The sequence below is a fragment of the Neobacillus thermocopriae genome, from assembly GCF_010975035.1.
Classification (GTDB): Bacteria; Bacillota; Bacilli; order Bacillales; family Cytobacillaceae; genus Neobacillus; species Neobacillus thermocopriae.
Window position 1 is genome coordinate 1 of the sequence record NZ_JAAIUV010000037.1, and the last position, 15,064, is coordinate 15,064.

13 protein-coding genes are annotated in these 15,064 nt (G+C 31.7%); 5 read left to right on the forward strand and 8 right to left on the reverse strand.

Features of this window, described 5'->3' with window-relative positions:
• The 4 genes from G4Z05_RS15575 to G4Z05_RS15590 all read right to left on the reverse strand — a co-directional run.
• The coding region (locus tag G4Z05_RS15575; protein WP_477505083.1) for a transposase at positions 1–151 on the reverse strand (151 nt) is incomplete at its 3' end.
• 545 nt (positions 152–696) lie between these two features.
• The gene (locus G4Z05_RS15580) at positions 697–1,011 is read right to left on the reverse strand and encodes a DUF2628 domain-containing protein (RefSeq protein ID WP_163252682.1); all 315 of its coding nucleotides are present in this window, start codon (positions 1,009–1,011) and stop codon (positions 697–699) included.
• A 231-nt stretch (positions 1,012–1,242) separates the two neighbouring features.
• Positions 1,243–2,736, reverse strand: a complete 1,494-nt coding sequence (locus tag G4Z05_RS15585; RefSeq protein WP_163252684.1) for a zinc ribbon domain-containing protein — start codon at positions 2,734–2,736, stop codon at positions 1,243–1,245.
• 46 nt (positions 2,737–2,782) lie between these two features.
• Positions 2,783–3,544, reverse strand: coding sequence for a zinc ribbon domain-containing protein (locus G4Z05_RS15590; RefSeq protein ID WP_163252685.1), 762 nt, complete (start codon positions 3,542–3,544; stop codon positions 2,783–2,785).
• Positions 3,545–5,034: 1,490 nt separating this feature from the next.
• On the opposite strand from G4Z05_RS15590, the gene G4Z05_RS15595 reads away from it, so the two are divergent.
• Both G4Z05_RS15595 and G4Z05_RS15600 read left to right on the forward strand, forming a co-directional pair.
• Entirely contained in the window at positions 5,035–5,253 is a 219-nt protein-coding gene (locus G4Z05_RS15595; RefSeq protein ID WP_163252687.1) for a DUF1659 domain-containing protein, read from the forward strand.
• Between the two features lie 37 nt (positions 5,254–5,290).
• Complete coding sequence (locus tag G4Z05_RS15600; protein WP_163252689.1) at positions 5,291–5,509, forward strand: DUF2922 domain-containing protein; 219 nt, start codon at positions 5,291–5,293, stop codon at positions 5,507–5,509.
• A 689-nt stretch (positions 5,510–6,198) separates the two neighbouring features.
• Here G4Z05_RS15600 and G4Z05_RS15605 read toward each other — a convergent pair.
• Positions 6,199–6,354, reverse strand: a complete 156-nt coding sequence (locus G4Z05_RS15605) for a YwzD family small protein (RefSeq protein WP_163252690.1) — start codon at positions 6,352–6,354, stop codon at positions 6,199–6,201.
• 250 nt (positions 6,355–6,604) lie between these two features.
• Here G4Z05_RS15605 and tagU point away from each other — a divergent pair, with 250 nt between their 5' ends.
• Positions 6,605–7,546: a polyisoprenyl-teichoic acid--peptidoglycan teichoic acid transferase TagU gene (tagU, locus tag G4Z05_RS15610; RefSeq protein WP_163252692.1), complete on the forward strand. Its 942-nt coding sequence runs from the start codon at positions 6,605–6,607 to the stop codon at positions 7,544–7,546.
• Positions 7,547–7,713: 167 nt separating this feature from the next.
• Here tagU and G4Z05_RS15615 read toward each other — a convergent pair whose 3' ends face one another.
• The 3 genes from G4Z05_RS15615 to G4Z05_RS15625 all read right to left on the reverse strand — a co-directional run bounded on the left by G4Z05_RS15615 (position 7,714) and on the right by G4Z05_RS15625 (position 11,668).
• The gene (locus tag G4Z05_RS15615; protein ID WP_163252693.1) at positions 7,714–9,114 is read right to left on the reverse strand and encodes a right-handed parallel beta-helix repeat-containing protein; all 1,401 of its coding nucleotides are present in this window, start codon (positions 9,112–9,114) and stop codon (positions 7,714–7,716) included.
• A 94-nt stretch (positions 9,115–9,208) separates the two neighbouring features.
• On the reverse strand, positions 9,209–10,849 hold the full coding sequence (tagH, locus tag G4Z05_RS15620; protein WP_163252695.1) for a teichoic acids export ABC transporter ATP-binding subunit TagH: 1,641 nt from the start codon (positions 10,847–10,849) through the stop codon (positions 9,209–9,211).
• A gap of 15 nt (positions 10,850–10,864) precedes the next feature.
• On the reverse strand, positions 10,865–11,668 hold the full coding sequence (locus G4Z05_RS15625; RefSeq protein ID WP_163252697.1) for an ABC transporter permease: 804 nt from the start codon (positions 11,666–11,668) through the stop codon (positions 10,865–10,867).
• Positions 11,669–11,859: 191 nt separating this feature from the next.
• Between G4Z05_RS15625 and G4Z05_RS15630 the strand changes: the two genes are divergently transcribed.
• The gene (locus G4Z05_RS15630) at positions 11,860–12,681 is read left to right on the forward strand and encodes a glycosyl transferase family 2 (RefSeq protein ID WP_163252698.1); all 822 of its coding nucleotides are present in this window, start codon (positions 11,860–11,862) and stop codon (positions 12,679–12,681) included.
• A 30-nt stretch (positions 12,682–12,711) separates the two neighbouring features.
• Positions 12,712–14,805 carry a heparinase II/III family protein gene (locus G4Z05_RS15635; RefSeq protein WP_163252700.1) on the forward strand — a complete coding sequence of 698 codons (2,094 nt, stop codon included), beginning with the start codon at positions 12,712–12,714 and terminating at the stop codon, positions 14,803–14,805.
• The last annotated feature ends 259 nt before the right edge of the window (positions 14,806–15,064 follow it).

The window sequence follows — 15,064 nt, forward strand, 5'->3', positions numbered from 1 at the left end:
CAGATGAATACATATTCTCAACTAATTTATATATAAATGAAAAATCAATAGCAGCTTCTATCTTACGAACCAAGTGATTTTCAGGAACCAGCTGGTCTAAAGTAATCATTTCTAATTGATCTCGATTAACTTGTGTATTTTTAGTAAGCATTTCAATATCACCTCGATATTTTATGACATAATTATACAAAAAAATGTCGACAAAATCCTTTAAAAAAGGATTTTGTCGACAGTCTGAGAGGAGCTGTCAGTGACAGCTCCTCTTTCAAACTTTACAAGATATTTTTTCTTTTATACGGACCTTCTGGTGCAAAGTAACTTGGTTTTTTCCATCTAGAAAAATAATCGATTCGGTTAAAAGAGACCATTACACATTACCTTGTCAATTGATTAAAACATTAAAAGTAGCTAACAGGACATTACCGCTAAATTCTCGAACAGTAGCACTGAATTCACAAAGTATAGGTTGGCTTTTCTTTTTCAGAAAAAACAGTATAGAAATAAATGATTCTTACCAATGATACCCCCTATTTGATTCTCTTATACCAAGAAAGATGTAGAATCAATAAATAAAAATAGAAAATTAAAGGCCTGGTTTAAAAAGTAAACCGGCCATTTCTAATCTAGTTATGTTTTTAAGAATATGGAACTTATGATTATGGAGGTTTTGGTTAAAAGCCTAAAGCTCCATTTCATTTAGGCAACCTTTGAAATAATTTGCTTTTGTTCTAACAGCTCCCTATCTTCTGTAGTTGCTGGTTGGTAGCCTTTTTCAATCAATTCTTTAATATATAATTTATTATAAATAAATGAAAAGATAATACCGGGAATCCAAGCCCCGAAACCTAAAGTAAATGAACCAACTACTACAGCTGTTATACACATGATGGCTGCCCATTTCAAATCCCCTCTAAATAATGCAGGCAAAAAGCCAAAAAAGAAGGTTGTCCAGCTAAAACCAATTTTGCATTGCTTTGTTAACCCCGCAGGATTTTGTAATACTACTTTCATTTAATATTCCCCTTTGTTTTTTGAAACTTTTATACTATTAATAAAAACAAATACAACAGAATAATTTAGTTAAATATCCATTTGGACAATATTCGACATATGGCAATAAGCAAGAATGCCTTAAATAATCAGTTGTTCAAACTAAAAGCAAACCAATAAGTTCATCAATAAGTTGAACTGCCTCCCAGTATCTTTTCTCAGCCTTTCATTCGGTCTCAGTGTATTTTCCTTTTAATTATCAGCGTATACAGATGTATATAATTTTGATGATTCCGATTTTAGGCTATGAATGTTCTCTGTATTAAAGCTAGACCAATTATCTTCTCGGGAATTAATTAGCCATTTTTTTTCTTTCGTATCATATGTGAGGTAATAAATTTGATCCCAACTTGTTTCTTCCATTTCTGGTGCTTCTTGATTCGCATAATAGGAAACACCTTTTAGCTTACTTTGCGCTGTCAGAACCAGATTCCAACCATCGTTATAGTCTAAATTGAAAGAATCCAGATCAAAATCTGTTCCTAAGTACTGTGCTTTTAAAATTTCTTCATTTTCCTTCGCAGTTGTCGCTTCTGAGAGGATTTCTTCTTTGTATTGATCTGTAACGGTTGTTAACTTACTTGTATCAACACTAGTATATGCTTGAATATATTCATCTAGATAGGTATGTACCGTATTCATGGCTGTTGTTTTCACGTCATCGTCAATCTTATAATCTAGCTCAATATAATTACCCTCAATGGCAGCTTCTTCTGTCTTCACAGTACCCCATGGAAGATCTACCTCAACTTGAACTTTCATGGAACCATTCGTTAAAACTGGACCAAATGTATGATTTTCTAATACATTCACTCCAACATCCTTACCGTTAATATATAATTTAGCAGAACCTGAAAGATATTCTGAATGAGGTAATTCTACAGTAACCTCTTCAGCATCAAAATATAAGTCTACTGATTCCTTGTTGTCATTGCCATCAATCACAAATTCTTTTTCATCTTTTAAGTCTATAAAATCAGTTTTTAGTGTACCTTTTAATGTATGGATACCTGGCAAAAATGGACCGAATGTACCTTCAAAATCTGGTTCATTTGCAGTAGCAATCTTTTTTCCATCAATATAGAGGACCGTATCCTTATAGTTTGTCTCTACTATTAAATAAACAGCATTAATGGTAATTTGATACTTATCATAAAATAAAAATTTGCCTTTTTGTTCTAGACTTACAGGGCTGTATGATGGATTCCATTCATTCATCCATTCTTCTAGAAAATCTGAATCTTCTTTTTTCTTTTGATCATTTGATTCAGCTTGTATTTCCAAAGTTTCTATTATTTCTCTTTCTTTCTCAGGATTTTTTTCTAAATACTTGATAAAACCTTTAACGGATTTTTCTGTAATTTCCAGCTTCTTATCATTAGAAGTTAATAGTTTTGCGAGTTCTTTTGCATCTTTTTCTAATAGCGCTGTCTCAAACTTTTCAATCAACCGTTCTTTTGACATGAATGTTTCAATGATTTTATGAACACCGAATAACAATAATAAAGCAGCAATACCTGAAATGAGTAAAACTTTGCTTCTTTTCGACATTGGTTGTCTAGGTATAGAAGGTTGTGTCTCGATCGCAGCTTGATTATTTTTTGTTCCATTTACAGAAGTCCCACACTCATTGCAAAATGATGCCGTTTCGGACAATTGACTCCCGCATTCCTTACAATATTTCATTTTTATCCTCCAAGCTCAGTCTATTAAATTTTTAATTAGATTGTAATTAAAATAAGAGCGAACCGATAAAGTTTTCAATGATTTCTCCTATCATTGATAATAGGATTTTACTCATGATTACTAGTGTAATGGATGTTAATACATAGACAATAAGAGTGCCGTAAACTGTATCTACCCCATTCGGATTTTCCTTTTTAAAGCTTGATACCACAAATGGTGGAACGGTGAAAATGGAACCAATGATTCCAAATAGAAGAAGGATAGCGTACCAATCAATTTTTAATATGGACATAATAAATGCAAGTGCAAAGATAGCTACAAATGGAACAAGAAATGCACCGAAACGAGCAACGACAACTTTATAGTCAACATTTACTTGTCCAAGTTTAATAGATATGAATGAATAGGTAGCAATTAATAATAGAAAGACAGCATACCCTAATGTAGGTTTAACAACAATGTCTAAAAATGGACTATCTGAAAATAAACCACTAAATCGATCAATTCCTAAATAAAACATGAATGGAATTATAAGAGAGTATAAGATCATTGTTATAAGTCCATTAATAAATTGATCGTGTCCTAGTTTTGAAGCATTCACATATGGCTTCTTTAATACAGATAGGAAATAACCTAAGTACAGCTTAGACATCTTTTTTGCGGTTTCGAGTTGCTTATTTTGTTGAGACACAGTAGAGCTATGTGGTAACTCTTGTGTTGCAGCAGCTTCACTTACTGCTAAAGGTGCACCGCAATTTTCACAGAACTTTCCCCCATTAACAATCTGATTACAGTTTGAACAATTCATCCCAAAACCTCTTTCTGATAAAAATGTATTAGTATATCCGACCTAATTATAGAATAATTTCCCTACGAAGGAAATATTTATTTAGTAATTTTAAATACATCATAAGCAAAATGTCCCGATTTTACTTTTGTAAGTAATAAAATTTTTCTATTAAGTAAACATTTAAATGAGGAGTAATAATAGGTTACATCCAATAAAGGAGCAAATTAGGGAATGCATAGGAAAAATTGCTTTGGATTACAAAACTAAAATTAAATTTATAGTAGGAAAATAACACATCTGCTTATTGTTTACGTTGTTTATCACCACCCGTGATTAATAGTTATTAGATTTATATACCCTTTCATTTTTTTATAATAATAATTTAGAATACAAATATAGTTTTTAAACAAATATTTATTTAACAGATGTGAGTACGTAAGCAGTTGACTGGAAATTTAAATATAGGCTACATTGATACTTTCCTTTAAAAGTGGAATATTTTTATGTGATTACAATTACCTCAAACAGATTAAGGCAAAATAAAAAGCATGAACCCGGTTCAAAACCGAGCCCATGCCCAAGTAGTTACTACATTTTTACTAGATTCTTATCAGTCTATACAAATACCATACTAAGTAGGCTGATCCCCAATACATACGCTACGCTTTTCCCTTCCATCATACTTTCCTTTGTTAATGCTATAAAATTTTTGTCCTAGCAAGGAACAAGCACAGTTGTTGGCAATGCTCTAATTTAGTTTCAACTTCTATGAACAAAACAAGTGCGTAAAAATATTGAGTAAATATTTGATTTTAATCCTGCTTGGCAAGATGGTTTCGATGTTGTTAATCCCCTTCAAAAGCTATACATGCATTCCACAACTCCATGCTTACTCGACATCATCTGACATTATTCCCTAGTTACTTTATTAATTTTTCGTTTGATTCGTTTAGATACAAGACTTGTTAGAATAAATTTTTCATGGTTTTTGCCATAAAAATGATGTCATTTAATCAAACGTCTGATTAAATAAGTTGAAACGATTGGTATCCTTTCATTTTATTCGTACACCTAAGGAAAAATTTGTTGAAATATGGTCTGTAAATTTTAGTTCTCACCATAAGCCCAACAAATAACAACAATCTTCGCTAAAATTCCGAACTACCTAGACTAATCAAACGATTAATAAAAAAGATGGATTTCCTAATGTAGCAAAGCTTCTACGAAATACACACCTAAAATTTTTGACATTTAAATAAACGATTGATTAAAAGTTTCATAGTTATGTGTAGTTTTTGCTAAGTCAAAAAAGGGAAAATAAGTCCCCACTATAGGAACTAAACCAACCACCGTTCCGATTTAGCAAGAAAAGGTAAGACGTAAATACGCTTACCTTTTTTATCTCTCTGACCAGATTTACCTGACTAAAACAAGTAAAAAAATTTTTCCACCCCCCTGTCCTTTTGCCCTCCAAACTCCTATATAAAGGGTGAAAGGAGGTGAAGAGGATGGCAGAATCCTTATTAATCGGAACCAAGTTGAAATTGGTTTTCCAAACAGGATTGGATGATGACGGCAAACCAATTCTAAGAACCAAAACGTTTAGCAATGTTCGAAAGGGGGCAACGGCGGATCAATTATTCTTGGCAGCCACCGCTCTTTCTGTGTTATGCAATGACCCGCTAAACACACTCGAGCGTACGGACAGCTCTCAAATCATCGGTTAATGGAATGGAAAAATAACTGAAATGGGAGGTGAATTAAATGGCAAAGACACTAGAATTGGAGTTTGGCACAGAGTTTGGAAAAACGGCTCGGATCTCAGTCGACAACCCAAAGGAGCCAATTGACGAGGCTCAACTAAAACTTTCCATGGAACAAATTATTGCGTCGGATGTGTTCTTCACAGCTACAGGAAAACTAGCAGTCGCAAAAGGGGCCCGCGTCATCGACCGCAATGTCGTTGAATACGAAATTGGTTAATAGACAAGTAGAGACCGGTTCTTTCAAGAAACCGGTCTCTTATTATTCATACAGAAAAAAGAGAAATTGTGGCTGTTCATCATAGTTTACTTATTAGCGTTTTATTTCATTATCATTCCACAAGGGGCTGGATCAGATATTATGCCCCAACTAATACTATCTTTGTTAGTTTAACTATTCATTTTTATAAAAAAAACAACCATTCCTTTATCATTCTTTGTAATTGCTGTAAATCGCAAATTAGCAGAACTGTGCAAAGAAAAAAGCAAATTTATTAGTGAATAATAGAAGATTTGCCCACCACAATGAGCAAACCGTCTCCATGCGCTACATTCACTTATATTTACTTTGTAATTTTATCTTCTCTGGAAAAATTAGATCATTTTATTGGAGGGTTTAGTAGTTGCTGTAGGGTTAATAATAATTTCATTATTTCTTTGCTTGGTAGTAAAATAATCTACGTAATTCTTATTAAGAAATATTTCTGTACTTTTTATAATAAAAACAAAACAAAATGATGGATAAATGTATGAATTTCTTTCGTATATCCTGCTTGTAAACTATTTTTATAAACAATTTCTTTCACAGCTTCAGATTCATTAGTTTTATGAACGATGATTTCATCGTATTGAGGATGTTATTTCATTTTAAACGATTAAAATACTGCCGAAGTTTCCTCTCGACAGCCATTAGTTCATAACTATTTGCTTTAGGTCCCTCTTTATATCTTCCAATAATTCCTCAACAGTGATTTCCGTTTCGTTAACTCCTTTTTCGTACGCCTTTTTCACAATCCGAGTAAACTCGACATTTGCTTGGTTGGTTCTTTCTTGTTTACGATTCAACGATTCAATCCTCCATCCAACGTATTTAGCGTCATATTACTAGAGGAAGTTCGGAGAAGTAAATAAGTTGGCTGAAATTGTAAAACATTTGTGAACTTTGTAGATTTCTTTTAAAAGAGGTTATCCCTTCATAACGATTCGAAATAAGGAATTAACAAAATTCCACTATTTTATTCTATCTTTTTTCCTATATTTTTGATAATCTATTTTTGGTATGCGAAATTTGTAAATATTTTGGAGGTGTATTTGGTTGCGGTCTGAAAGAAGAAAAAATAGAAAATGGCTAAAGATCACTGGTATCCTTTTTCTTGTTCTAGTTATCGGAGTAGGTGTTTATGGATATTCTGTATATAAATCATTTAAAACCGCTGTCAATACCATGCATGAGCCTATTAAACGAAAGCATTCAGAAAAACGTGAAACTCCTATCGAAGTTAGTAAAAAAGACCCATTTTCTGTGTTAATGCTTGGTGTGGACCAGCGCGGAAATGATCGTGGCCGTTCGGATACGATCATCGTCTTGACGGTTAATCCAAACAACAATTCGATCAAAATGCTTAGCATTCCACGTGATACCCGTACGGAAATTATAGGAAAAGGAAAACAAGATAAAATTAACCATGCCTATGCATTTGGCGGCGTCCCAATGGCGATTGATACAGTGGAAAACTTCCTTGATATTCCGATCGATTATTATATTCAAGTGAATATGGAAGGATTTAAAGATATTGTCGACGCAGTCGGTGGTGTTACTGTTCGAAATGATTTAGACTTTAGTTATGATGGCTTCCATTTTGCTAAAGGGGAAATCAGCTTGACTGGAGAAGAAGCATTAGCCTTTGCAAGAATGAGAAAAGAGGACCCTCGCGGAGACTTTGGCCGCCAAACAAGACAACGTCAAATTATCCAAGCGGTCATTAATGAAGGAGCTAGCCTATCGACTTTAACGAACTATTCTAGTATTTTTAATGCCCTTGGTAAAAACGTCAAAACCAACCTAACGTTTGATGAGATGGTCAATATCCAAAAGAATTATAAACAAGTCGGCCAAAACATTGAGCAAATGGAAATCAAAGAACAAGGAACAAAAATTAACGGCATTTATTATGGAATCGTTTCTAATGAAGAAAAGCAGCGAATTCAAAATGAATTAAAAGCCCAATTGGAATTAAATTTGCAAGCAAGTAATTAAGGAAAAAGGCATTTGGATGAAATCATCCAGATGCCTTTTTGTATTACTACATTTTATTAATTTGTAAACGGTAGTTCTAATTTTAAACTCGTTGCACCGAATCCTAGTTAATCCCGTAATTGTGTGCACATCATAGAATTTAAATATGAGGAGACTAAAAAATATCATTATTTTGATTGAATCGTATTCTTCCTTAAGATAAGGGATTCTAATTGTCCTATATCCCCTTTAATAAATGGCCCTTTTAAAGAATTCACTACATTCCCCTGAACATCTATCGTTCCTTTATAGGTTTTAAGGAATAAGATAAACATTTCTAGGCTACTATTATTAATTGAATGATATGTATTCTTTAATACCTTTACATTATTTCCATAAGTTATGGCTATAAAACTTATAGAATAACCTTTTAAAATATTTTCCTTAACTGTAATGTTCCTTCCACGAACTAAAAATCCATAATTAAAGTTCTCTACATAATTATTTTCAAATGTAATGTATTCTGCAGTAGAATGCGTTCCAAATCCGCTGTTTCCACTTGCAAGCTCACCTTTTTTATTTCCATATGCTCTTGAATTTCTCACTATTCCATATCGTGATGGGGTACCGCCTGAAAAGTCAACCCCGCGTCGTATCCTTTTAAATACACTATCAGTAATTAACGTTTCTGTGCCCCCATAATCCTGTATCCCATAACCAGAGGAAATATCTTTTGTCGTACCTAAATCAATAAATACTTTTTTTACAAAAGTTTGATACGTAGTATCTAGAAGTATACCTATTCTTTTTGAATTTTTTACAATGACATTTTCAATATTTGTATTCATTGTATAATTAATTTTCAACATAATTGTTTTTAAAGGTTTTGGATGAGTGAATGTAATGTTTTCTAATTGTAAAGAAATATTTGGATAAATGGAAGCTGAGACTCTTTCTTCTTTTCCCACCTTATAATTTTCTACTATCGGACGATCTAAGTATACTTTTTTTCCTTCAACTTTTATAACTTTATGGAGTTCTCCTTTCTTAAGATAACCCCTATCATCCCAATACCATAGCTTACTAGATTTTAAATGAAGTAGATATCCAGGTTTTATCCCTTTTGTATTAGCTAAAACTACAAATGATTGATTAGTAAGTATTTGTTTGGTTACGTATGTCTCCACTACCGGCTGATTATCGACAATTAAAGCGCTCTTATTTTTCTTTTGTACTATTTTAGCCTTTTCAGAATGATCAGTTTTTATATTGATTGAATGACTGCTCTTTAGTGTTTCATCAATAATGTAGGTAGCTCCACTCTTAAGAATAACCGTATTCCCGCTATTTATCGCCTTTTGAATGGCTTCTGTATCAGGTTCGTTGTCAAAACCGTTAGCACCAAATTGCTCAGGTGTATGTACTAAGGTTTCTTTTTGGGGAGAGGTTTTTTGTATTTTTGGTTCTTTGACTACTTCAGGTGAATTAGTAAAAAAGGATTTAATGGAGATAAGAACAAGAACTACTATTAATATGGAAAGAATGATATAATTAATCTTCTCTTTTATTGTTAGAAATTTTCTCCTCATAAATAACTTTTCCCTTCAGATAATCCCTTGAGCAATTTTAGATGAAAGTCATTATTATAAAAGAAAAGGCAGAAAGAACGCCCATGTCTTTCTGCTATTTTTTCACTTCAGAAATAGTAAGTGTATTGAAATTAAGATTGAAAATGTATTCATAGTCGTTTGCAAGGATATAAATAATTTTTTTATCTTTACTAGTTAAAGTAGCATTTTCGATTAACCGATCTAGATTTATTTTTTGCAGATCAAGATCGTTTACTACTATTCCAACAGACAAAAGATCGCTATTCAACTTATATTTTACTTTTCCAAACACAATATATTTATTACCATTTTCATCAAACTCTTCCCCTGTTTTCCCTCTAATCTTATCTTCAATTTCTTCTTCTTCACTATTTAAGAAAGCTAAATAATAGTGATAAGAGGTTACAAAGGACTCGGGCAATGCCTCCAAATAACGTGTTAAATCAAAGTCTTGTTGTTCGTAGGGTATCACAGGAATAGATACATTTTCTTGCTTCACAAATCCTGTTTTGTTGTCACTTGTAATTTCATAAAGGTCATTTATTTTTCTATTAACGTAAATCTTATCTGCGAAGTTTAATTTGAAAAAAGGATTATCCAGATCCAATGATTTAAAAACCGATTCCTTTTCACTTATAATATAGCCAGCCCTGTTAATTTCCTCAACTTTAAATGATTTTTCCTTATTTGATAATTCCCTCTTTTCAGGAACATTTATCATTTCACTTTCTGCTTTACTTATATCAAATTTCTTGAGCAGCTGTATCCCTTTTGCATGTCCACCATCAAGAAACATTAAAAAGGTACTAATAAAAAAGAACGTTAATAAGACCAATAGTTCCAACATAAATTTTTTATTTAATTTATTTTTCTTAACCTTTTTACCTTGTGCCCTTCTGGATTGGATCTTTAAATCCTTGCCTATTTGACGTTCTGACATTTTCTCCTTTTTGTAAGCTGCTTTTTCCTCTTCACTTAACTCATTAAAATACTTAATAAAATTACTATATTCATTAAGAACTTCTTTAGTATTTCCAAATTTTTTTAGTTCACCGTAATGTATCCACATCGTTTTATCACAAAAAGAACGAATTTGTGAAACCGAATGACTGACGTAAAAAATGGTTTTCCCTTCTTTTTTAAATTCATTCATTTTGTCTAAACATTTTTGATAAAAGGTTTGATCACCAACTGATAATGCCTCATCGATTACCATGATATCTGGATTTGTGTGAGCAGAAATAGCAAAACCTAATCTTGACTTCATCCCGCTTGAATACGTTTTTACAGGTTGATTAATGAAGTCGCCCAAATCAGCAAATTCAATAATGAGAGGAGTAATTCGTTTTATCTCCTCTTTTTTTATACCATGCATTAAACATTTCAACTCAATATTTTCTAATCCAGTTAAATTATTATTTAATCCTACAGCAATTGCAATAAGAGAAGTTTCTCCATTTATTTCGATTTCACCAGATGTGGGAGGTACAACTTGAGCCAGGATATTAGACAGGGTTGATTTACCTGACCCATTTATTCCTATTACCCCAATTGTCTCCCCTTCATTAACCGTAAAGGATATGTTTTTTAAGGCATAAAAACTTTTACTATTTTTTTTTATTCCAAATAGTTCTAATATCTTATCAAACTTCTTTTGCTGAAGAGTATATTTCTTAGATACATTATTAAAAGTCACTTTTGGCCTTGCACACATTTTAAGCCTCCGGTCTTATAAATAATCCACAAATTGTTTTCTAAATCTTATATGAAGTAAGGATCCGATATATATTAGCAATAAGGTAGTTATCCAGAAATAGCTCATATAAATCCAATCATCAAAAAACCATTCCTTAGCTAAAAAGGTATTCCGTAAACCATCAATTAAATAATATAAAGGATTCAACTTTAATATCTTAACAAATATTTCAGGTAATTTCTCCATATCCCATAAAATTGGCAACAAATACAACATCATCCTCATTAATGATTGTAAAATTAATTGAAAATCCCTAAATACAGTTGAAATGGTTGAAAATAGCAATGTAACCGCGTATAAAAAAAACATAAGACAAAGGAAATAGTAAGGGAGTTGTAATAAATATATTCCTGGATTAATTCCATAGAGAAAAATTATTAATAAAAGTATAACAATCATAAATGCAAAATTAAAAGCATTACTGATTATTGTTATTGACGGTAATACACTTACAGGAAATTTCATTTTCGCTACCATGCTTACCTTTGTATAAACACTATTGGATCCTTGAATAATAGAAGGGCTAATAAAAAACCATGGGATAAGGCCAGCTAACATCCAAATTAGGTACGGCACTCCATCAATAGGATTCCCTTGACGAATCCCTATACCGAAAACAAACCAATAAATTAGTATTTGGAGCGCTGGATTTAAAAACTGCCAAGCCCCCCCTAAATAATGTGTCTGATATTTACTTTTTATATCATATTTTGCTAAACGAAATATTAAATGATAATTAAAAATTTGTTCTTTTAGTATCTCAAAGACAGCTTTCATTCATTAACTTCCTTTTTATTATCAAGATAAGAATTTTTTATTCACAATGATATATTATATCATATTAATTATGCCTTTATAGTAATTTTATTATTATGGCTATCTATTACCACATATTGATTTAGTCCTAAGTAAATGTATACTTATTATTGAATATACAATAATAAGTATAGGAAGGAAGATACATTTAAGTGGAACAATATAATAAAACTATCATACCATTTGAGAAATTAAGAGAATTAACTATTCCTTATAATGAGCCATTAATACTTTCTGTTGAAAAAGATGGAATTTTATTTGACTTTCTAATTAGACTTAGAAAAGACAGCGATAAATTGATTGTTCTTGGATCCGGTGCATATGACTCTAATAAGTTTTCCCCTCCTGTATTTCAAAGACATTCATGGATGAATCACTTTGAGGAATCAGTTATCTATTTTAATGATCCAACACTTTATTTAGGAAAAATGAATTTAGGGTGGGGATTCGGAAATGCTGAACGGCATTTTTTAGAAGAAGTAGCTGAAATTCTTAAACTGCTCTTAAACTTAATTAATATAGAAAATAATAATGTCCTGTTCTACGGAAGTTCAGCCGGTGGTTTTATGTCTATGTTATTAGCTGGGTTTATCAAAGGATCAAGGGCATTGGTTAATAATCCTCAAACTTTTGTAAATAATTATTTTGCCAGTCATGTAAATAAGCTATTCCAAGCTGTTGTCCCAGAATACAGCAAGGATGAAATACTAAAAGAGTTCTCATATCGAATTAATGCATTAGAATTCTTTAAAAAAATTAATTATATTCCAGAGATTTACTACCTACAGAACCTTGCATGTGAACATGATATGGATAAACATCTTATTCCATTTTTCCTAGGACTCAAGGAAGTTAGTGAATCTTTGGCTAACAAAAGAATTCAGTTTGACCTCTACTACGATAAGGAAAAAGATCATAACCCTCTTGATATGGATGAAACCCTATCTTATATACACAAATTAATAAGGAAGTAATTCATTTGACAGAAATGCAGGGGGATAAGTATGAGACTATTTAAAAGAACTTTACCAAATCAATCATCATTACAATCTGCTGATTTAATCCTAGATAATAAAATATTTCTATTTAAAATATGGGAACCATACTCATTTAAAGGAAACCTTTCCTGGACTGAAGATCCTTATAAGGATAAGACCTGGAAGTTTTATTTACATTGTTTAAGAATGGTTAGTTTTTTAACAAATGGTTATGAAATGACGAAGGATCTAAAGTACTTAAAAAAAGCTGTGTGGTTTATTACTAGCTGGATGGAATTTAATCCTACTCCAGAGAAAAATGTAAGCGAGTGGGCATGGAGTGGGCATGGTACCGCAAACAGATTGTTAAATCTAATCTACTTTTGGTCAGAATATAAAAACTCTCCCATCTATAATGAAGATTTTGGGCAAAAATTTATGGATCTCCTCGAAACTCATGGACATTTTTTAGCAGATCAAAAAAATTACGAGGACTATAATCATGGAATTTTCCAAGATCAAGCACTTTTAGAACTTACTGTATTTTTCAAACATTTTAAGAATTGTAATGAATGGCAAGAAATTGCTATTTCACGTTTATTAGCCCGATTTAATAAAGATGTATCTAATAGCGGAGTACATAGGGAACATAGTCCCGCATATCATGTTGTCGTCCATAATCTTTTTATCGTGATAAAAGACTTTATGGATTATCATAAGATACAATACCCGGCCGATTTTTCGCAAAAACTTTATCTCATGCAAGATTTCTTGGCTTATATGACTAAAAGCAATGGTTATTTACCACTAGTCGGTGATACAGGTCTTTCTAGTGCATTTAATAGTATTGAGGAAGGTCATATATTAAATGAACATTGGGCTTACCGTTCTTCAAAAGGAAAGCAGGGTACTCTTCCAGAGAAAATCTTCTTTGCTTACTTAGATAGCGGAGTGGCATTATTTAGAACCGATCTAAATAAACATTTCAAAAATAAAATATTTTGGTATTTCAGTTGTGCCTTTAATTCCATAATACATAAGCATGCTGATGATCTATCATTTGAATTACAATACAAAAATACTGATTTTATTGTAGACTCAGGTAAATATAATTATAAAGAAAAAGATGAATTTAGAAAATATTTCAGAAGCGTTTTCGCCCATAATACAATAGCCGTAGACGGAAAAACCTATCCTTTAAATAAAGAGCAAATAGGAAAATCACTCTTGTTCGACTCCTATGAACAAAGTGAATCCTACTATGTTGTTCAGGGATGTCATGAATTATATTCTGGGATAAGAATTTATAGAACCATGATCCAACTAAGAGACCAAGCCCTTATCATTCACGATAGAATAGTTTCTGATAAACATCATCAATATACCCAGATTTTTAATATTGGAAAAGATGTATCTGTTATTAAAAGAGATAATGATAATTTTTTGCTAGTCAGTAAAAAAGAGGACGCAACCATATCATTAAGGCAGATGTATCATATATCATCGGTTTCAATTCTTAAGGGGCAAGAAAATCCTATCTATGCCTGGCAATCATATGATTTTAATCAAAAGCATCCTATTACCTCACTTCATTTTACAAAAGATGGGCAATCTATTGAGTTTCTTACAATACTTGCAATGGATGATAGTATTCATATTGATACCGTTAAAATACATGAAGCAAATAATTTTTACCATTTCCGTTTTATCGATATATATGGCAATAATTTATTTACCGATATAAAGGTAAGAAAATACTCCGAAGAAGAGTTATTTAGACAAAAAATCCGGCAATATGGGAAATCAAAAGAAGCTAAAGATGCTTGGGAGCTATTTTCTAATAGAAATGGCTATAAATTGGTAAGATGTAATATGAACCTTAATAAGAGACAGATAAAAAACCAATTTTTTGTCGAACTAAATGGAGTATTAGTAAAAACTATATATGCGAATGATATTGATTCAGCAAATCAAGCAGATTTTTATAGTAATGGGTATGTATATATTTCAATTGCAAATGAAGACGGTAACTGGTCAAATGATGAGCGTCCTACAAAAGAACAATTAAATCAATATTTTGAAAGAAATAAATTAATCCTATATTATTTGGATGAAAGCTAAATACCATACATTTAAATTAATTACAAAACAAGTTTTGAGGTTTAAATATGATACGTACCAATAAATATTATAAACTCAAATATAAAAGGGGCTTTCTTCTTACCGATTTTGAAACTTCTGCCCCTCATGAACTGATGCTAGTATAGTTTCATGGACACAACTAAGTTAAGTTTTTTGTAAATCTGACCATACTAGGTATAGAAAGGTTGTGTCCAAATGGTAAACAAAAATACAGGTAAAAAATATAATGCGGATTTTA

Bases quoted from the DNA above. Each gene is read 5' to 3' on its own strand.
- G4Z05_RS15625 (WP_163252697.1), bottom strand. From the start codon at position 11,668: ATGAAAGCTGTCTTTGAGATACTAAAAGAACAAATTTTTAATTATCAT.
- G4Z05_RS15600 (WP_163252689.1), top strand. From the start codon at position 5,291: ATGGCAAAGACACTAGAATTGGAGTTTGGCACAGAGTTTGGAAAAACG.
- tagH (WP_163252695.1), bottom strand. From the start codon at position 10,849: ATGTGTGCAAGGCCAAAAGTGACTTTTAATAATGTATCTAAGAAATAT.
- G4Z05_RS15590 (WP_163252685.1), bottom strand. From the start codon at position 3,544: ATGAATTGTTCAAACTGTAATCAGATTGTTAATGGGGGAAAGTTCTGT.
- G4Z05_RS15615 (WP_163252693.1), bottom strand. From the start codon at position 9,114: ATGAGGAGAAAATTTCTAACAATAAAAGAGAAGATTAATTATATCATT.
- G4Z05_RS15635 (WP_163252700.1), top strand. From the start codon at position 12,712: ATGAGACTATTTAAAAGAACTTTACCAAATCAATCATCATTACAATCT.
- G4Z05_RS15585 (WP_163252684.1), bottom strand. From the start codon at position 2,736: ATGAAATATTGTAAGGAATGCGGGAGTCAATTGTCCGAAACGGCATCA.
- G4Z05_RS15580 (WP_163252682.1), bottom strand. From the start codon at position 1,011: ATGAAAGTAGTATTACAAAATCCTGCGGGGTTAACAAAGCAATGCAAA.
- G4Z05_RS15595 (WP_163252687.1), top strand. From the start codon at position 5,035: ATGGCAGAATCCTTATTAATCGGAACCAAGTTGAAATTGGTTTTCCAA.